The sequence below is a fragment of the Actinomadura kijaniata NBRC 14229 genome, assembly GCF_001552175.1.
Lineage (GTDB): Bacteria > Actinomycetota > Actinomycetes > Streptosporangiales > Streptosporangiaceae > Spirillospora > Spirillospora kijaniata.
In genome coordinates this window covers 40,833-58,542 of record NZ_BCQR01000036.1, presented here as the reverse complement: position 1 = coordinate 58,542, position 17,710 = coordinate 40,833, and the positions used below count along the sequence as shown (strand labels likewise).

Below are 17,710 nucleotides of genomic sequence, written 5' to 3'. Positions count from 1 at the left end.
CCCCGCAGACTCCCCCACCCGAGGTGACGAACCCATGACGATCCGGTCGGCCCCACTGACCGGTGACCCGTTCGTCCATCCGGCGCTGTTCTACGGGAACGATGACGAGTACCTCGCCGGGACCGTGCCGTTCCTGAGCGCCGGGCTGGCGGACGGCCAGCCGGTCGCGGTCGCGGTGCCCGGACACCGGCTGACGCTGCTGCGCGACGCGCTCGGCGCGGACGCCGTGCGGGTCGTGTGGCTGGACATGACCAGGGCCGGGCGCAACCCCGGCCGCATCATCCCCGGCGTGCTGCGCGCGTTCGCCGACCGGCACCCCCGCGACCGGCGGGTCCGGATCATCGGCGAGCCGATCTGGCCGGGCCGCTCGGCGCTGGAGTACCCGGCCTGCGTGACCCACGAGGCGCTGATCAACCTGGCGTTCAGCGGCCGCCGGGTCTCGATCCTGTGCCCCTACGACACCAAGGGGCTGCCCGAGCCCGTCCTGGAGGACGCCCGGGCCACCCACCCGACCCTCCTGGACCGGGACGGGTCCCACGACAGCGACGCCTACGCGCCCGAACGGATCGTCGCCGCCTACAACCGGCCGCTGCCCGCTCCCCCGGCGGACGCCAACCGGCTGCGCTTCGACCACGACGCGCTGCCGCGGGTCCGCCGGTTCGCCCGCGACCACGCCGCCGCGCTCGGCCTGTCGGCGCGCCGCGCCGACGATCTGGAGCTGGCGGTCAACGAGCTGGCCGCCAACTCGATCGTCCACGCCGACGGCACGGGCACCCTGCTGGTCTGGGCCGAGGGCGGGCAGGTGGTCTGCGCGGTCCGTGACACCGGGACGATCACCGATCCGCTGGTCGGGCGCATCCCCGCCGAGCTGGCGACCAACGGGGGGCGCGGCCTGCTGATGGTCAACCACATCGCCGACCTGGTCCGGCTGCACACCGGCCCCGACGGCACCGAGGTCCGCGTCTACCTGTCGTCCTAGGGCCTGTTCCGACGCGGGTCTCGGCCACGCACGCGAGCGCGTTGCCTGACCGGCGGGCCCGATCGTGAAGCGATGCCGCGCTCGCCAAGACCTGGTGAGAAGCGAGCCCCCGGGCGAGCGCCGTAGGCCAGGGCTTTCGCAACACGACCTAGTCGCGCGCCGCCCGGCCGATGCCCTCCAGGGACTCCCGCAGCAGCGCGGCGCGGCCGGTCGCGGCGGCGTACTCGGCGAGCGCCGCGCACAGCATCACCGCCAGCACCCGCGCCGCGTCCTCCCGTTCCCGCGCGACCGGTCCGTAGGCGTCCAGGAACGCCCGCCGGGCGGGCCCGGCGAACCCGCCGTAGGCCAGCGACAGATCGACGGCGGGGTCGGCCAGGCACAGGTCGCCCCAGTCGATGACGCCGCACGCCCGGCCCTCCCCGTCGACCAGCAGGTGCCGGACGTGCAGGTCGCCGTGGCTGAGCACGGCCGGGCCGGAGGGCTCCGGCATCGTCCGGGCGGCGTCCAGCAGGGCCTCGACGGCGCGGTCGCGTTCCCAGGCGCCCCGCCGGGCCAGGCGGCCGAGGCGTTCGGCGGCCCGGGCGGCCCGTTCCGGCGGGACGCCCCGCCGGAACGGGTCGTACGGGAGCCGGTCTCCGAACTCGGCCGCCAGGTCCGGGGCGTGCAGGACACGCAGGAACGCCCCGGCGTCCGCCGCCGCGCGGGCGCGCCGGTCCTGTGGCAGCCCGCTGTCGGCCAGCTCCCGGCCGGGGATCATCGGCGCGCCCCAGAACGGCCAGGGGAACTCCGGGGACGGCTCCCCCACCAGGTCGGGGACCGGGACGGGCAGCGGCAGCCGCCCGGCCAGCGCGGGCAGCACGGCGATCTCGCGTTCGACGCCGGGGACCGCGACGGCGCGGCGCGGGAAGCGGAACAGCCGGTCGCCGACCTGGAAGACGGTGTTGTCCCAGCCGGTGGCCAGCGGTCGCGCCGGGACGCCGCGCAGCCGCGGGAACCGCGCGCCGATCAGGGCGGCGGCCTGGGCGGGTGTGGTCTCGCGTTCGGGGGCCCATTCGGCGTTCACCGCGCGAGGTTAACCGAGCCCGGCCCCCCGGCTATTGGACGGATGGTCTACTCTGGCCCGGGCCGGTGGGTTACCGGCAGGTAGGCAGTGCGAATTCGAGGCGGTGTGCGTTGGGCGGGAACACGAACTTCGGGGGCGGGGTCGTCGTGGTGACGGGTGCGGCGCGCGGGCTGGGGGCGATGCTCGCCCGCGGCGCGGCGTCGGCCGGGGCGCGGGTGGCGCTGCTCGGGCTGGAGCCCGAGCGGCTGGCGGCGGCGGCCCGCCGGTGCGGGCCCGGCGCGCGGTGGTGGGAGGTGGACGTCACCGACCCCGAGGCGCTGGTCCGGGTCGCCGCCGAGGTCGCCGCGCACTACGGCCGGATCGACGTGGTGGTCGCCAACGCCGGGATCGCCACCGGCGGTCCCGTCGAGCACTCCGACCCCCGCACCTTCAACAAGGTGATCGAGGTCAACCTGCTCGGCAGCGTCAACACCGCCCGCGCCTTCCTGCCCGCGCTGCGCGAGAGCCGGGGTCACTTCTTCCAGGTGGCGTCGCTGGCGGCGCTGACCGCCGCGCCGATGATGGCGGCCTACTGCGCCAGCAAGTCGGGTGTGGAGGCGTTCGCGCACAGCCTGCGCGCCGAGGTCGCCCACCACGGCGTGACCGTCGGGATCGGCTACCTGAGCTGGACCGACACCGAGATGGTGCGCGGTGCGGACCGCAACGCGGCGCTGCGCGAGATGCGGGCGGGCCTGCCGTTCCCCGCCAACCGCACCTACCCGCTCAGGCCCACGGTGGCGCGGCTGCTCGCCGGGATCGCCGCGCGCCGCCCGCACGTGTACGGGCAGGCGTGGCTGCCCGCCATGCAGGTGGTGCGGGCCGCGCTGCCCGCGACCGTCACCCGGCAGGCGCGCCGGATGATGCCCCGGCACGAGGCGGCCTGGCTGGCCGCCGGGGCGAGCAACGACCTGGTCGGCGCGGGCGGGGCCGCCGCCGCGCGGACCGGCGGCTGACGCCGCCGGGGTCCCGCCGGCGGGCGCGCTCGCCGGAGCGTTGCAGTGACCTGACCCGCCCGCTGCGAACGCTTGTGAAGCGGTAGCGTTTTCCTGGTCCATTGACCACTATTGTTCGATCATCGTGTCGTCCGCGATCCGGCGGCCGACGCGAGGGACGACGCGAGGGCGGGAGTGGATTTGACCGGGACGGCCGGAGCGCCGGGAGGACCCGTGACGGCCGCATGGGCTCCCGGTGCGCTCGAGGGCGGTGGGCTCGGCCGTCTGCTGCTGGTCGAGGACGACGCGGGCGACGCCCTGCTGATCGAGGAGTTCCTGGCCGACAGCGGGCTGCGCGCCGAGCTCACCTGGGTGCGCTCGCTGGCGCAGGCCCGCGAGGTGCTGGCCGGCGGCGAGTCGCCCGGCTGCGTGCTGCTGGACCTGCACCTGCCCGACGCCCAGGGCCTGGAGGGGCTGCACGCGATGCTGGCCGCCGCGCCCCGCGCGGCGGTGATCGTGCTGACCGGGCTGGCCGAGGAGGAGGCGGGCCTGACCGCCGTCGCGGTCGGCGCGCAGGACTACCTGGTGAAGGGGCAGCTGGAGCCCCAGTGGCTGGGCCGGGCCATCCGCTACGCCGCCCAGCGCAAGCAGGTGGCGCTGTCGGCGGCGGAACTCCAGGCCGAACGGCTGCGCGCGGCCGAGAACGCCCGGCTGGAACGCGGCCTGCTCCCCCGCCCCCTCATCTCCAGCGACCGGCCCGACGTGGTGACCCGCTACCGCCCCGGCCGCGCGCACTCGCTGCTGGGCGGCGACTTCTTCGACGTGGTGGAGTCCGTCGACGGCGCGCTGCACGCGGTGATCGGCGACGTGGCCGGGCACGGCGCGGCCGAGGCCGCCATGGGGGTGTGCCTGCGGGTGGCCTGGCGGTCGTTCGTGCTGGCCGGGCTGAGCGGCGCGCGGCTGGTCGGGCTGCTGGAGGACCTGCTGCTGGCCGAACGCGACGACACCGAGGCGTTCGTCACCCTCACCAGCGTCACGCTGCCGCCGGAGCGGGACCGCGCGCTGATCGTGCGGGCCGGGCATCCGGGGCTGCTGTGCTACGACTCGGCGGGCGGGGTCCACCTGGTGGAGCCGCCCGGCGGGATCGCCCTCGGCATGGTGCCGGGCCTCGGCGGCTGGTCCGAGGAGGAGGTGCCGCTGCCTCCGGGCGGCGGCCTGGTGCTGTTCACCGACGGGCTGTTCGAGGGCCGGACCGGTCCGGACGGCGAGCGGCTGGACCTGACCGGGCTGCTGGGGCTGGCGCGCGCCGCCGCCGGGCCCGGCATGGACTCCGAGGCGTTGGTGGACGCGCTGGTGGACGGGGCCGAGGCCGCCTCGGCCGACTACGACGGCCTGGAGGACGACGTCGCCGTGATCCATCTGGGCTGGCGCCGGCCCTGACCGCCGGGCCCCGGGGAGGGGTCCGGGTCAGGGGCGCAGTTCGGCGATCAGGCGCGCCCACCGCGGGCCGATGCGGTCCAGGCGGTACTCCTCGGCGGTGCGGAGCGCGCGTTCGCCGAGGCGGTCCCGCAGGTCCGCGTCACCCATCACCCGGCGCAGCGCCGCCGTGAGCGCCGCGACGTCCTCGGCGGGCACCAGCAGCCCGTCCTCCCCGTCGGTGATCACTTCGGCGGGGCCGGTGGGGCAGTCGAACGCCACCACCGGCAGCCCCTTGCTCATCGCCTCCAGCACCACCATGGGCAGCCCCTCGAACCGTGAGGACAGCACGTAGACGGCGGCCCGCTCCATCTCCGCGCCCAGTTTCGCGGTGCGCCCGCCCACCTCGGCCCGTCCGGCCAGTCCCAGGTCGGCGACGCGTTTGCGCAGCTGGTCGCGCATCGGCCCGGCGCCGAAGATGCGCAGCGTCCAGTCCGGGTGCTCGGCCGCCAGCGGCGCGTAGGCGTCCAGCAGCAGGTCGAAGCCCTTCTGCCGGGTGTAGCGCCCGGCGGCCAGCAGCACCTTGTGCTCGCGCCGGGACGGGCCGCCGCCGAGCTCGGGCAGCGCGTTGGGCACGACCTCCAGCCGGGTGGGCGCCCCGGCCAGGGCGGCGGCGTACTCGGCACGGGTGCGTTCGGTCAGCACCGCCAGCAGCGCCAGCCGCCGGTAGGCGCGTTCCATCCGGCGGCGCAGCGCGGGCCGGTAGGAGGCCAGGTTCATGTGGTCCTGCCCGACCGCCGCCGTGCCGCGCGGGGCCAGCTCGGCGACCAGCAGGTTGAGCGAGGGCCGGGTGCCGATCACCACGTCCGGGGGCCGCCGCCACAGCGCGCGCAGCAGCAGCAGGTCGGCGCGCAGGTTCATGGAGCGGAACGAGGCGTCGTCGACCGGGGTCAGCAGGCTCGGCACCCGGGCCAGCAGCCGCCCCGCCCGGCCCGACGGCGGGGTCAGCCGGTCGTCGGCGACGACGATCCGGACGCCGTCGGCCACCGGGAAGAACGGGGTGGCGCGGCGGTTCAGCACACTGACGATCTCCACGTCGTGCTCGCGGGCCAGATGGCCGCTCAGGTTGAGCACGGTGCGGATGGTCCCGCCGCTGCCGTGGGCGTGCTGGAGCAGGAACCGCACGCGCGGGCGGTCCCCGCGGCGGGGCGCGGGGCGCAGCAGCGCCACCGGCCGCAGCGCCCACAGCGTGGTCCGCCGCAACGCGTAGTGGGCCGGTCTCAGTCCTCGCCGCGCCAGGCCGCGCGTGCTCCCCCGCATATTCATGATGTGCCCGTTCCCCGAGGAACCGGTTCTCCCCCGGTGGCGCCGTGGAAAAATCCGGTCAGCCGGTGGTGACGGTGCGGTCCAGCGCGCTGCCCTTCACCCACTTGGACCAGGGCATCTGGTAGTAGCTCCAGCCGTTGTTCCACTCCAGGCCGCGCTTGCTGCCGGTGATCACGACCACGTCGCCGCGGTTGGTGACGCCGTAGTACCAGGCGGCGACGGGCGGCGGCATGTTGACGCAGCCGTGGCTGGCGTTGACGCGGCCGAACGCCCAGTAGCGGTCGGGGCTGGCGTGCAGGTACTCGCCCGAGTTGGAGATGCGCACCGCGTGCGGCAGCTTCAGGTCGTAGTACTCGGGGTGCTTCTTGTCGGTGACGCCCATCCACGCCGACGTCATCCGCTCGACCAGGTGCTTGCTCATGGTCAGGTGGATGCCGCTGGTGGTCAGGTAGGTGTCGACTCCGTTGCGGACCCGGCCGCCCTTGCCGGCGCTGATCTTCCACTGCTTGCGGACCTTGCCGTTGACCTTCATCACGGCCCGCTTGGTCTTGGTGCTGACCGTGGTGATCTGCGAGTTGCCGATCTTGAAGGAACGGGTGAAGTCGTTGGTGCCGTAGACCTTCGCGCCGGCCTTCACCCCGGCCAGCTTCGCCTTGAGGCTGACCCGCTGGTTGGGCTTCCAGTACTGGCCGTTCTGCGTCCGGAAGATCACCTGGGTGTCGCTCACCCAGTACCAGGCGCCGACGGCGGGCTTGGTGGACTTCACCTCCAGCGCCTGCTCGACGGCCTTGCGGTCGCCCACGGCCCGGTTGAACGTCACCATGATCGGCATCCCGACGCCGACGGTCTCGCCCGCGCTGGGCGTCACGTCGGTGACGGCCAGGGGGTTCGCGGCCTTGAGCGTGGAGAACTTGGCGGTGACCGTGGTCGTCTTGCCCTTGGGGCTGCGGGCGACCGCGTTCACCTGGTAGCTCGAACCGGGCTTGAGGGTCCGCGACTTCCATCCGGTCTTGTCGTTCGCCATCGCGCCCTCGACGGGCTTGCCGCCGCGCGTGACCGTGACCTGCTCCAGGGTTCCGCCGGTCACGGTGACCTGGACGCCCGCCTCCGGCTTGGCCTTGCCGTCGCCGTTGCCGGGCGTGACGGTCACCTGTGGCGCACCCGCCTCGCCGTTGCCGCCGACGGTGACGCCGCCACCGTCCCCGTCACCCGAGCACGCGGTCGTCAGGAGCAGTACCGCTCCCGCCATGCCCGCACCCGCCCGCACCCCAGCGGCAAGCCTTCGCTGCACCGTGGACCTCCCCAGACCCCGCCTTGTCTGGGAGACATTAGCGACAAAAGTCGTTGCGCATGTCACTACTTGGGCATTTGCCCAGACTCCGAGATCAAAGCGTTGCACGGGCGCCCCGGAACGGCGCGCGGCCCGCCGCCCCACGGTGGGGCGGCGGGCCGCGTGGCGGTCCGGGCGGGGGGCGTCAGTTGCCGGCGGTCCCCGTGGTGGGAGAGCCCGTGGTGGGCGCGGTGGGCGTGCCGGTGGGCGTGCCCGCGGCGGCCTGGTCCTTCAGGGCGCTGCCCTTCTTCCACTGGGAGAAGGGCATCTGCCAGAAGCTCCAGCCGTTGTTCCACTCGACCTCGCGGGAGGTGCCGGTCAGCTTCAGCACGTCGCCGCGCTGCATGATGTCGTAGTACCACTTGGCGTTGGCCGGGCTCAGGTTGAGGCAGCCATGGCTGACGTTCGCCGAGCCCTGGGAGCCGACCGACCAGGGAGCCGAGTGGGTGTACTCGCCGCTGTTGGAGAACCGGACGGCCCACTGCACGACGGTCTTGTAGTAGCCGGGATCGCCCTCCTTGCGGCCGGGCGAGACCATGGTGACCGGGCTGGCCTTCTCCATCAGCAGGTGCACGCCGCTGGTGGTGGTGTACTCGCGCGTGGTGCCGTTGCCCGCGCTGAACGGGATGGTGCGCAGCTTCTTGCCGTCCCGGCGGACCGTCATGTGGTGGCCGCTGATGTTGCCGGTGGTGATCTGCGCGGCGCCGATGTTCAGCGTCGCCTCGGCGTCCTTGGCGCCGTAGACGCCACCGCCCGCGTTCACCCCGGCCAGTGCGGCGTTGAAGCGCACCTTCTGGTGCGCCTTCCAGTAGGTCTTGGTGCGGTAGATGACCTGCTGGGAGTCGATCCAGCGCCAGGCTCCCTCGACCGGGTGGTCGGGGGTGACCTTCAGCGCCCGCTCCACGGCGGCCCGGTCGGTGACGGGCCGGTTGAAGCGCACGAAGATCGGCATTCCGACGCCGACCTCCTCGCCCTTCTGGTTGGGCGTGATGTCGGTGATCGTCAGCGTCTTGGACGGCCGGAGCGTCTTGAACGTGCTGGTCACCGTGTTGACCTTGCCGTCCAGCCGGGCCTGCGCGGTGACGGTGTAGGACGTCCCGGGGGCCAGCGTGCGGTCCGAGCGCCACGACTTCTTGTCGGCCGACAGCCGGCCGGTCACCGTCACGCCCTTGCCCTGGACGGTGACGCCCTCCAGGGTGCCCTCGCCCGCCCGCACCTCGATCGGCGCGTCCGGCTTCACCTTGTCGGTGCCGTTGCCGGGCGTGATCGTCACCGTGTTCTTGTCGGCCGCCGACAGCTCGCCCGACCCCTTGTCTCCTCCGCCGCTGCACGCGGTCGCCAGCATCAGCACCGCGCCCGCGCCGCCGGTCACCGCAAGCCCGACACGACCCTTGAAAGCCACAAACTCTCCCATATCCCCAGATTCACCCCGTGCGCCGTGAATCTATCCGAGAATGAGAGACGTCCCAAAAGCCGCAGAAGTTCGCTGCTGTCGCAAGAAAGATCAGGACGGGTCAGGCCGTGACCGCGTTCACCTGGTGGAGGCAGCGGCGGAAGCCCCAGACCGACACCGCCACCGCCGCCGCGCCCAGCGCGGCGACCAGGCCGGTGCGCACCCACAGGTACACGCCGATCGACTGGTGGAACAGCATCCAGAGGCTGACGGTGGCGTTGACGAAGAAGACCAGCGCCCACAGCAGCGAGATGCGCCGGAAGAAACGCCGGACGCGGGCGTGCCGCAGGAACGCCTCGGGCATCGGCACCATGTCGGTGGCCACCTTCTGGGCGAGCGGCCGGCCGAGCGGCACCGAGGCCAGGAACGAGACCGCCACCATCAGCGTGCCGAGGGTCGGCTGGAGGAAGTAGAGGACCGCGCTGTGGGTGAACGCCGCCAGCCCGGCGCGGGCCGTGACGCCGAGCCCGGCCAGCAGCAGCATCGCCGACACCCCGTGCCCGCGCAGCCAGCGCCAGGCGATGCCGCCGTAGACCCAGGCGACGGCGGCGACCAGCGCGCCGTTCAGGCCGAGCAGCGCGAACGCGGCGTAGAAGACCGCGACCGGGGCGATGACGCCCTCGACGAAGCGGGGCAGCGCGTGCCGGAGCATGGCCGTCAGCCGGGGCAGTTCGAACGCGCCGTGCCCCGCGCGGTCGGCGGGGACGGCGGCGGGAACCGCCGCGGGCGTGGTGACGGTCAGGCCGGCGGGCGTGCCCGCGGGCATGGTGACGAGCGTGGTGGAGGGTGATTGCATCGAGCGCTGTGCCCCCGCGTCGGTGCTTCGGCGGCCGCGCCGCCCCGGAGAGGTCAGGACCCGCCCCACGGTACGTCATGATCTGCCCTCTTCCCGCCGGTTCGGCGAGGTCTCCCGCGCCACCCCCCTTGACCTTATTAGATCCATTGTTAATAGTTCGGGGGACGACGGGTCTCGACGAGGAGGCGCACATGAGCCAGGCCCACCCCCCGGAGCCGGGCGACCCCGGGTCGCCCCAGGACATGCTCAACGCCGTCGGCACGCCGGGCGAGCTGCGGCAGCTGCTGAACGCCGAGGGCGTCGACGACAAGGTCATCGAACAGTTCGTCGCCGGGATCGGGGTGGACCCCGTCCTCGACCGGATCTTCGGCCTGATGGGGACCCGGCTGGTGCCCGGGAAGGCGGGCGGGGACGGGGGCGTCGTCCAGTGGGAGATCAAGACGCCCGAGGACGGGAGGACCTACCAGCTGGTGATCGCCGACGGCAGGGCCAAGGGCCGCCGGGGCGCGCCCGACAAGCCCCGGGTCACCCTCCGGATGTCGCTGCCCAACCTGCTGCGGCTGTGCGCGGGCGAGCTGAACGGCGTCACCGCCGTCATGACCGGCAAGATCAAGATCTCCGGCGACATGATGTTCGCCGCCAAAATGCAAAGCTGGTTCGACTACAGCTGAGAGGACGAGGACGGCCGTCCCCGCCGGGGGGCGGGCCGTCCTCGCCGCGTCCACGGCCGAGCGATCTTGATTCCGGCGATCTCCGCAAACATGCGACTACAAACAGATACTGATTGATTACGCACGGGGATGATCGAGGTGGTCCTATCCGGACATCGAAGGAGGAACCATGATCAAGACCCTCGGTCGCATGGCGGCCGTCGCAGCCCTGGCCACCGTGAGCGTGGCGCCGCTGGCGGGCACGGCCACGGCCCAGGCGCCGGAGCGCGCCACGGTCGCCCAGGCTTCCGCCGCGTCGCATCCCTGCTGGAAGTACTGGTACCACCCCTACTGCCACCCTCACCATCACGGTCTCCTCGATCTCCATCTCGGGCTGCTGTAGAGACGGGGACCGCGACCGCGGTGACGACGGCCCGCCCCTTTCGGACAGGGGCGGGCCGTCGCCCGTGTCCGGAAGGGACGGGTGAGAGCGGTCAGGACCCGTCCGGCCGCGGCCGGTCGCCGGGCGGCGCGGGCCAGGCGTCCCGCGACGCCGTGTAGATCGCGCGCAGCGTCACCGCCACCGAGGGCCGCCGCACGCTCGCGGCCCGGGTCACGGCGTACACCTCGCGTGCCAGGGTGCAGCCGGGGATGGCGCGCACCACCAGGCCGTGGTCACCGGCGGCCAACGCCAGCGCGGGCACGGCCGTGATGCCGATGCCGCGCGCCACCAGGCTGAGGATGGTGTGCAGGCCCTCGAACTCCCACGGCATGTTCCGCGCCCCGCCGACGGTCTCCAGCAGGCGTTCCACCGCCTGCCGGGAGGACTCGCCCGGCGGGGCCGCCATCCACGGCTCGTCCCGCAGCTCGCGCAGGTCCACCGGCCGCTCCGGGTCGGCCAGCCGGTGGTCCCCGGGGACCACCAGCACCACCGGGTCGCGGCGCAGCCGGAACAGCTCCAGCGTCGCCGGGATCCTCTCCGGCAGGTTCCCCGACCAGTCGTCGACCAGCGCGATGTCCACCTCGCCGCCGCTGACCTGCCGGATCCCGTCGCCGGGACGGGTCTGCCGCAGCACGAACGTCAGCTCCGGGTGGTCGGCCAGGCTCTGCACCAGCGCCGGGGCGAACGCCACCGCGGCGGTCGGGAACGCGGTCACCACCACCCGGCCGCTCGGCATGTCGGCCTGCGCCGACAGCTCGGCCTCGGCCGCCTCCACCAGGGTGAGGATCTCCTCGGCGCGGTCGACCAGGCGGCGTCCGGCGTCGGTGAGCTCGGCGCTGCGGGCCGTGCGGTCCAGCAGCGGCACCCCGGCCTCCCGTTCCAGCGCCGCCAGCTGCTGGGACACCGCCGAGGGCGTGTAGCCCAGCGCGGACGCCGTGGCGGCGATGCTCCCCCGGCGGGCGAACTCGCACAGTAAACGCAGCCGACGCACCTCAAGCATAAGAACAGCTTACGGTCGGCATCGATCAGACTCGCTTGTGATGATGCTTCTGCGGGGTAAAGCATGGAGCGAACCCGGCCGGGTCACTGACGGAATCGCCGTCGCCACCCAAAGTCATAAGCCGCGGCGTCGTCCTCGTACGGCGCCGTTCGTCCCAGGAGCGTTCCATGCCCATCGACCCGCGTCCGGTTCCCCTGTCGCCCACTCTCGCCGTGAACGAGGCCATCGTCCGCAAGCGAAGAGAGGGGGTCCCCGTGCTCCCGCTCGGCTTCGGGGAGGCGGGTGTTCCCATCCATCCGGCCCTGGTCCGCAAGCTGTCCGCCGCCGCCGGCCGGGGCGCCTACGGCCCGGTGGCCGGTTCCGCCGCCCTGCGCGCCGCCGCCGCCGGGTACTGGAGCCGCCGCGGCCTGCCGACCGATCCCGAGACCGTGGTCTGCGGCCCGGGAAGCAAGGCGCTGCTGTTCGGCCTGCTGATGGCGGTCGGCGGGCGGGTCGCCGTCCCCTCCCCCTCCTGGGTGAGCTACGCGGCCCAGGCGACGCTGGCCGGCCACGCGCCGGCGCTGGTGGCCACGCCGCCGGGCGAGGGCGGCGTCCCCAGCGCCGCGCTGCTGGCCGACGCGGTCGTGCGGGCCCGCGCCGAGGGCCGTCCCATCCGGGCCGTGGTGGTGACGCTTCCGGACAACCCGACCGGCACCCTGGCGTCGGAGGAGACCGTCCGCAAGCTGTGCGGGGTCGCCCGCGACCACGACCTGCTGATCATCTCGGACGAGATCTACGGCGACCTGGTGCACGACCCGGCCCGCCGGGTCTTCTCCCCGGCCCGGGTGGCCCCCGAGCGCACCGTCGTCACCACCGCGCTGAGCAAGCACCTGGCGGCGGGCGGCTGGCGGCTGGGGGTGGCGCGGCTGCCGGAGGGGCCGTTCGGGCGGGCGCTGCGCGCCAGCCTGGTCGGGCTGGCCAGCGAGATCTGGTCGGCGTCCCCGGCCCCGATGCAGCACGCCGCCGCCTACGCCTTCGGCGAGCCCCCGGAGCTGGTCGCGCACGTGGAGCGCAGCCGCCGTCTGCACGCGGCCGTCACCGGCGCGGTCGCCGACCGGTTCGCCGCGGCGGGCGCGCGGGTGCGGCGGCCGGAGGCGGCGTTCTACGTCTACCCGGACCTGGAGCCGCTGCGGGACCGGCTGCGGGCGGCGCACGGCGTCACGACCGGCGCGGAGCTGACCGGGCTGCTGCTGGAACGTTACGGGGTCGGCGTGCTGCCCGCCTCGGCGTTCGGCGAGGCGGACGGCGTCCTGCGCGTGCGCGTCGCGCCGACGATGCTGTACGGGGACGACGACGACCGGCGGCTGGAGGCCCTGGACTCCCCCGACCCGGTGTCGCTGCCGTGGATCGCCGGGGCGCTGGACCGCCTGTCGGGGGTCCTGACCGACCTGGCCGCCCCGGCGCCGGGGGAGGCGTGTGGGGTGACTCACCGGACCGGATCCGGCCACTCCCCCGTCGCGGCGGCGGCGTCCTGACGGTAATGCGCTGAGCGCCGCCCGCCGACGCGAAAGGCTCCGGCCGGTTTTCCACCGGCCGGAGCCTCATTCCGCGGGAAGCGGAGGAATCGCTTTCCCGGCCGGTTCGCCGGCCGTTCGAGCCGTAGCCGGGAGTCGAACCCGGTTGTACAGGTTGGAAGCCTGTCGCCTCACCGCCAAGGCCTCTACGGCGTGGACCCGCAGGGACTCGAACCCTGATCCTCTCCTTGCAAGGGAGAGATGTTCCCCTTCACACCACAAGCCCGTCGTGTCCTCGCAGGAGTGGCAGGAATCGAACCTGCATTCCGCTGGTTTTGGAGACCAGCCGCCTATCCAGTGTGGCTCACTCCTTCGGCCCGAGTGCTTTTCCCGTAGGCCCTTTCGCCTTTCTTCGACGCCTCCCAGGATGCGCCGGTTCATGATCGGCCGCAACGTTTTTTCCGGTGGCCCCGCGTCACCCCCGCGGCACACCGCGTTCCCGCCCGTGACCGGGGGCGGGACGACCTCGGCGACTTCCGCCCAACCTGCGTTAAGCGTGGTGTAGGGTCCAACGTCGCACGGGCAAACGTCACAAAGCACCCGAGTGCCGACCAAGGGAGGTCGTGTCACGCTTCCCCGTGGTAAACCCAGAACAACGTCGCGACATCCGACGTGACCGTTACGGAAGAAGGCTAGGGGGCCCGCCATGAGGCACGCACGGGACGGGGCTGCCGCGGCCATGAACGCCGCCTCCCGGATCCTCGTCGCCCGCGGTAAGCACGAGCCTCAGGAGCTCGACAACCCGGACGTGGCCTGGGGGCAGCGCGCCCGTGACGGGGTGTGGGTCCCCACCAAGGACGGCCAGCGCATCCACGTCGGCATCGACGTCGCCGCCGGGGACACCGTCCACCAGGTGCTGCGGCCGACGCTGCGCGTGCTGGTGGGGGTGGACGTCGACACCGACATCGTCGCCCAGACCACCGCCAGCGGCATCCGGCTGCTGACCGTGGTGCACGGCCCGGACGCGCCGACGGAGTTCCGCTTCCCGGTCTCGCTGGCCGACGGGCTGGCGCTGGAGGCGATGCCGTCGGGCGGCTACGACGTGGTGCACCTGCGGTACGGGGCGACGGTCGGCCGGTTCTACAACCCCTGGGCGTGCGACTCGATGTTCCGCCAGGTGAAGGCGGACTACGCCCTGGAGGGGCAGACGGTCGTCATGCGGGTCCAGCACGAGGGCGCCTACTACCCCGTGGTGGCCGACCCGCACTACTCGCGCTGATCGCCTTCCCGCGCCCCGCGGTCACGTCAGGGGCCGGACGAGCGACACCGGGCCCGCGAGGTCCAGCTCCCTGCCGATGGCCTGGTAGGTGTCACCGTCGATGCGTCCCTTCCCGTAGAGCTCCTTGAGCTTGGCGCGCTCGGCCTCGGCGAGGGCGGCGCGCACGCGCCGGCCGCCGGGCGGCTCGCCCTCCGCGTTCTCCTCGTCCTTGAAGTAACGCAGGCGTTCCAGCCGGAGTTCCATCATCTGGCGGAACGCCTCGGCGGTGCGTTCGTCCACCTCGGCGGCGTCGGCCATCGCGTCCAGCCGCTCCAGCGCGGCCCGCACCATGTCCTCGCGGGCCGACATCGCCGCGACGCGGCGGCGGTCGCCGGCCTCCAGCAGGCCGAGGCGGCGCAGCAGCAGCGGCAGGGGCGGGGCCTGCCCGACCAGCGTGGCCAGCACGACCAGGGCGGCCAGCAGCACCAGCACGTCGCGGCCGGGTCCGGCGTCGCGGGGCAGCGACAGGGCGATCGCCAGCGTGATCGCGCCGCGCATCCCGGCCAGGCCCATCACGGTGCGCTCCCGGAACCCCAGGCCGCGCAGGTGGCGGCCGCCGGGCAGCAGCACCAGCAGCGGCCCGTGCCCCCACTGCCACAGCAGCCGGACCCCGACGGCCACGCCCGTGACGGCCAGGGCGGTCAGCAGCACGGTGCCCCAGGTGTAGGCGCCGAGGTCGCGCAGCACCTCCCGGATCTCCAGGCCCAGCAGCACGAACAGCGCCGACTCCAGCAGGAAGATCAGGATGCGCCAGAACAGCCGCCCGGCCACCCGGGAGGCGGGCTGCAGCACGCCCTCGCCGCGGGTGCCGAGGTAGAAGCCGGTCACGACGGTGGCCAGCACGCCCGAGGCCCCCAGGTTCTCGGCGGGCACGTAGGCCGCGTAGGGGATGATCAGCGAGACGATGACCTGGCTCATGGGGTCGGAGACCCGGCGCCGGACCCGGCGGGCCACCACGGCGACCAGCAGGCCGTAGACCACGCCGCCGACCACGACCTGCACGGCCCGCAGCACGCCGTGGCCGGGGCTGAACCCGCCGGTCATCGCCTCGACGGCCAGCCCGAACACCGTCAGCGCCACCCCGTCGTTGATGAGGCTCTCGCCCTCCAGGATGGTGACCATGCGGCGCGGCGCGCCCAGGCGCTTCAGCACCGAGGTGGCGGCGACCGCGTCGGTCGGGGCGACGGCCGCGCCGAACGCGATGGCGGCGGCCCAGCCGACCGAGGGCAGCAGCGCGTAGGCGGTCCCGGCGACCGCCAGGGTCGTCACCGCGGTCAGCCCGAACGCCATCGCGAAGATCGGCACCGCGTCCGCGCGGGCCTCGCGCGGGGAGGTGAAGAACGCCGCGTGGTAGATCAGCGGCGGCAGGAAGCCCAGCAGCACCAGGTCCGGCGAGATCTCCACCGCGGGCAGCGCGGGCACGAACCCGGCGGCCATGCCGAGCACGACCAGCCAGATGGCGTCGGGAACGCCGCCCCGCGCGGCCAGCGTCCGGGCGAGCAGCACCACCACCGCGACCACCAGCAGGACGACGAACAGGCGTTCAGGCTCCACCCCATGATCGTTTCCAGCCGGACCGGGGGGTACACGCGGCGGCTCGGGCCGCCGTAGGGTGAGAGGTGGTCCGCGCGAGACTGGAGCCACCTGTGATCTTCACGCATGACACCGAGTACGCGCTCGGCACCGTCGTCGATCTGATCAACACCGGCCCCGCCGCGGCGGGGACCGAACTGCTCGGCGACCTGGCGGCGCTGCGGGCGTTCGTGCACCGCAACCGGTTCAGCGACGTGGGCGACCTGACCGAGGCGGACCTGGCGCGGGTGCGCGGGCTGCGCGAGCGGTTCCACGCGGTGTTCCGGGCCGAGGACGTGCCGGCCGCCGTCCGGCTGATCAACGAGGTCGTCGCCGAGGTCCGCGCCCGGCCCCACCTGACCGACCACGACGGCTACGACTGGCACGTGCACTTCTTCGCGCCGGGCGCGCCGATGGGCGAGCACCTGGCGGCCGACTGCGGGATGGCGCTGGCCTACGTGGTGTCGGCCGGGGAGCTGGACCGGCTGCGCACCTGCGCCGCCCCGGACTGCGAACGGGTGCTGGTGGACCTGTCGCGCAACCGGTGCCGCCGGTACTGCGACAGCCGCACCTGCGGCAACCGCATGCATGTGGCGGCCTACCGGGCGCGCCGCCGTGAGGCCGAGCCGAAGACGGTCGGCTCCACCGAGCACTGAGCCCGGACACCGCCTCCGACTCCGGGTCTGATCACCGGGGAAGGCCGGAACAGAAGCAAATTCGGTGGAAAGTCGCCCCTGTCTCGTCAGTGGCGCTCCAGGGTCGCTAACCTCATGGTTCACGCTCGTCGTGGTCCGCCCCGCCGAGCCGCCACGTCTGACCTATTTCAGCCTTGGAGGATCCGCTGTCCAGGCGAGCACTCATCACCGGCATCACCGGGCAGGACGGCTCTTACCTCGCCGAGCATCTGCTCGCCGAGGGGTATGAGGTCTGGGGCCTGGTACGGGGTCAGGCCAATCCGCACGTGTCGCGGCTGCGCAAGCACATCGGCGACGTTCGGATCACCACCGGTGACCTGCTGGACCAGGGCAGCCTGATCTCGGCGGTGGAGCGGGTGCGGCCCGACGAGGTCTACAACCTCGGGGCGATCTCCTATGTGCCGATGTCGTGGCAGCAGGCGGAGCTGACCGCCGAGGTCACCGGCATGGGCGTGCTGCGGATGCTGGAGGCGATCCGCGTGGTGTCGGGCATCAGCCAGTCGCGCACGCCGGGCGGCGAGCAGATCCGCTTCTACCAGGCCTCCTCGTCGGAGATGTTCGGGATGGTCCGGGAGACCCCGCAGAACGAGCGGACCCCGTTCCACCCGCGCAGCCCCTACGGCGTCGCCAAGACCTACGGGCACTACATCACCCAGAACTACCGCGAGTCCTACGGGATGTTCGCGGTCAGCGGGATCCTGTTCAACCACGAGTCGCCCCGCCGGGGCGCGGAGTTCGTCACCCGCAAGGTGACGCTCGGCGCGGCCCGCATCAAGCTGGGGCTGGCCTCCGAGCTGCGGATGGGCAACCTGGAGGCCCGCCGCGACTGGGGCTACGCCGGGGACTACGCGCGCGCCATGCGGATGATGCTGGCGCAGGAGGCGCCCGAGGACTACGTCATCGGCACCGGCAAGATCCACTCGGTGCGGGACCTGGTGGAGTTCGCCTTCCGCACCGTGGGCCTCGACTGGCAGGACCACGTGGTGCTGGACGACCGCTACACCCGGCCCGCCGAGGTGGACCTGCTGTGCGCCGACCCCAAGAAGGCGCGCGAGCAGCTCGGGTGGGAGCCGCGCGTCACCTTCGAGGAGCTGGTGACGATGATGGTCGAGTCGGACCTGAGGCTGCTCAGCGGGTCGGCGCGGCCGGAGGGCGAGCCGTTCAGTCCCGACCACTGGTGAACGGCCGGGGGCGTGCGATCATGCT

The 17,710-nt window shown here is 73.3% G+C and carries 16 protein-coding genes and 3 tRNA genes; 9 read left to right on the top strand and 10 right to left on the bottom strand.

Annotation, left to right across the window (positions count from 1 at the left end; genetic code table 11):
- Positions 1–34 precede the first annotated feature (34 nt).
- Entirely contained in the window at positions 35–979 is a 945-nt protein-coding gene (locus AKI01S_RS13405) for a sensor histidine kinase (RefSeq protein WP_067815951.1), read from the top strand.
- A gap of 148 nt (positions 980–1,127) precedes the next feature.
- Here the strand turns inward: AKI01S_RS13405 and AKI01S_RS13400 are convergent, their stop codons facing one another.
- Positions 1,128–2,042 (bottom strand): phosphotransferase, encoded by a 915-nt coding sequence (locus AKI01S_RS13400; protein ID WP_067815948.1) that lies wholly within the window; start codon positions 2,040–2,042, stop codon positions 1,128–1,130.
- Positions 2,043–2,152: 110 nt separating this feature from the next.
- Here AKI01S_RS13400 and AKI01S_RS13395 point away from each other — a divergent pair, with 110 nt between their 5' ends.
- Together AKI01S_RS13395 and AKI01S_RS13390 are read left to right on the top strand one after the other, a co-directional pair.
- Entirely contained in the window at positions 2,153–3,034 is an 882-nt protein-coding gene (locus AKI01S_RS13395; protein ID WP_067815945.1) for an SDR family oxidoreductase, read from the top strand.
- 213 nt (positions 3,035–3,247) lie between these two features.
- Positions 3,248–4,453 (top strand): PP2C family protein-serine/threonine phosphatase, encoded by a 1,206-nt coding sequence (locus AKI01S_RS13390; RefSeq protein WP_067815943.1) that lies wholly within the window; start codon positions 3,248–3,250, stop codon positions 4,451–4,453.
- A gap of 27 nt (positions 4,454–4,480) precedes the next feature.
- Here AKI01S_RS13390 and AKI01S_RS13385 read toward each other — a convergent pair whose 3' ends face one another.
- The 4 genes from AKI01S_RS13385 to AKI01S_RS13370 all read right to left on the bottom strand — a co-directional run bounded on the left by AKI01S_RS13385 (position 4,481) and on the right by AKI01S_RS13370 (position 9,304).
- On the bottom strand, positions 4,481–5,755 hold the full coding sequence (locus tag AKI01S_RS13385) for a glycosyltransferase family 4 protein (RefSeq protein ID WP_157419816.1): 1,275 nt from the start codon (positions 5,753–5,755) through the stop codon (positions 4,481–4,483).
- Between the two features lie 58 nt (positions 5,756–5,813).
- Positions 5,814–7,004, bottom strand: coding sequence for a L,D-transpeptidase (locus tag AKI01S_RS13380; RefSeq protein WP_067815939.1), 1,191 nt, complete (start codon positions 7,002–7,004; stop codon positions 5,814–5,816).
- 226 nt (positions 7,005–7,230) lie between these two features.
- Complete coding sequence (locus AKI01S_RS13375; RefSeq protein ID WP_157419815.1) at positions 7,231–8,487, bottom strand: L,D-transpeptidase; 1,257 nt, start codon at positions 8,485–8,487, stop codon at positions 7,231–7,233.
- 112 nt (positions 8,488–8,599) lie between these two features.
- Entirely contained in the window at positions 8,600–9,304 is a 705-nt protein-coding gene (locus AKI01S_RS13370; protein WP_067815934.1) for a VC0807 family protein, read from the bottom strand.
- Positions 9,305–9,525: 221 nt separating this feature from the next.
- Between AKI01S_RS13370 and AKI01S_RS13365 the strand changes: the two genes are divergently transcribed.
- Complete coding sequence (locus AKI01S_RS13365) at positions 9,526–10,005, top strand: SCP2 sterol-binding domain-containing protein (protein ID WP_067815931.1); 480 nt, start codon at positions 9,526–9,528, stop codon at positions 10,003–10,005.
- A gap of 169 nt (positions 10,006–10,174) precedes the next feature.
- Positions 10,175–10,387 carry a hypothetical protein gene (locus AKI01S_RS13360; RefSeq protein ID WP_067815926.1) on the top strand — a complete coding sequence of 71 codons (213 nt, stop codon included), beginning with the start codon at positions 10,175–10,177 and terminating at the stop codon, positions 10,385–10,387.
- A 91-nt stretch (positions 10,388–10,478) separates the two neighbouring features.
- On the opposite strand, the gene AKI01S_RS13355 is transcribed toward AKI01S_RS13360, so the two are convergent.
- The gene (locus AKI01S_RS13355; RefSeq protein ID WP_067815923.1) at positions 10,479–11,426 is read right to left on the bottom strand and encodes a LysR family transcriptional regulator; all 948 of its coding nucleotides are present in this window, start codon (positions 11,424–11,426) and stop codon (positions 10,479–10,481) included.
- Positions 11,427–11,593: 167 nt separating this feature from the next.
- Between AKI01S_RS13355 and AKI01S_RS13350 the strand changes: the two genes are divergently transcribed.
- The gene (locus AKI01S_RS13350; protein WP_083999490.1) at positions 11,594–12,940 is read left to right on the top strand and encodes a pyridoxal phosphate-dependent aminotransferase; all 1,347 of its coding nucleotides are present in this window, start codon (positions 11,594–11,596) and stop codon (positions 12,938–12,940) included.
- Between the two features lie 120 nt (positions 12,941–13,060).
- Here the strand turns inward: AKI01S_RS13350 and AKI01S_RS50450 are convergent.
- The 3 genes from AKI01S_RS50450 to AKI01S_RS50445 form a co-directional block, all read right to left on the bottom strand.
- Positions 13,061–13,132 (bottom strand) — tRNA-Gly (locus AKI01S_RS50450).
- Between the two features lies 1 nt (position 13,133).
- Positions 13,134–13,205 (bottom strand) — tRNA-Ala (locus AKI01S_RS13345).
- A 12-nt stretch (positions 13,206–13,217) separates the two neighbouring features.
- Positions 13,218–13,291 (bottom strand) — tRNA-Trp (locus AKI01S_RS50445).
- Positions 13,292–13,625: 334 nt separating this feature from the next.
- Here AKI01S_RS50445 and AKI01S_RS13340 point away from each other — a divergent pair.
- Positions 13,626–14,198 (top strand): hypothetical protein, encoded by a 573-nt coding sequence (locus AKI01S_RS13340; RefSeq protein WP_067815920.1) that lies wholly within the window; start codon positions 13,626–13,628, stop codon positions 14,196–14,198.
- 21 nt (positions 14,199–14,219) lie between these two features.
- Here the strand turns inward: AKI01S_RS13340 and AKI01S_RS13335 are convergent, their stop codons facing one another.
- Positions 14,220–15,791, bottom strand: a complete 1,572-nt coding sequence (locus tag AKI01S_RS13335; protein WP_067815917.1) for a Na+/H+ antiporter — start codon at positions 15,789–15,791, stop codon at positions 14,220–14,222.
- A 92-nt stretch (positions 15,792–15,883) separates the two neighbouring features.
- Between AKI01S_RS13335 and AKI01S_RS13330 the strand changes: the two genes are divergently transcribed.
- Positions 15,884–16,465, top strand: coding sequence for a CGNR zinc finger domain-containing protein (locus tag AKI01S_RS13330; RefSeq protein ID WP_067815914.1), 582 nt, complete (start codon positions 15,884–15,886; stop codon positions 16,463–16,465).
- Positions 16,466–16,650: 185 nt separating this feature from the next.
- Entirely contained in the window at positions 16,651–17,685 is a 1,035-nt protein-coding gene (gene gmd, locus AKI01S_RS13325; protein ID WP_067815998.1) for a GDP-mannose 4,6-dehydratase, read from the top strand.
- Positions 17,686–17,710 lie beyond the last annotated feature (25 nt).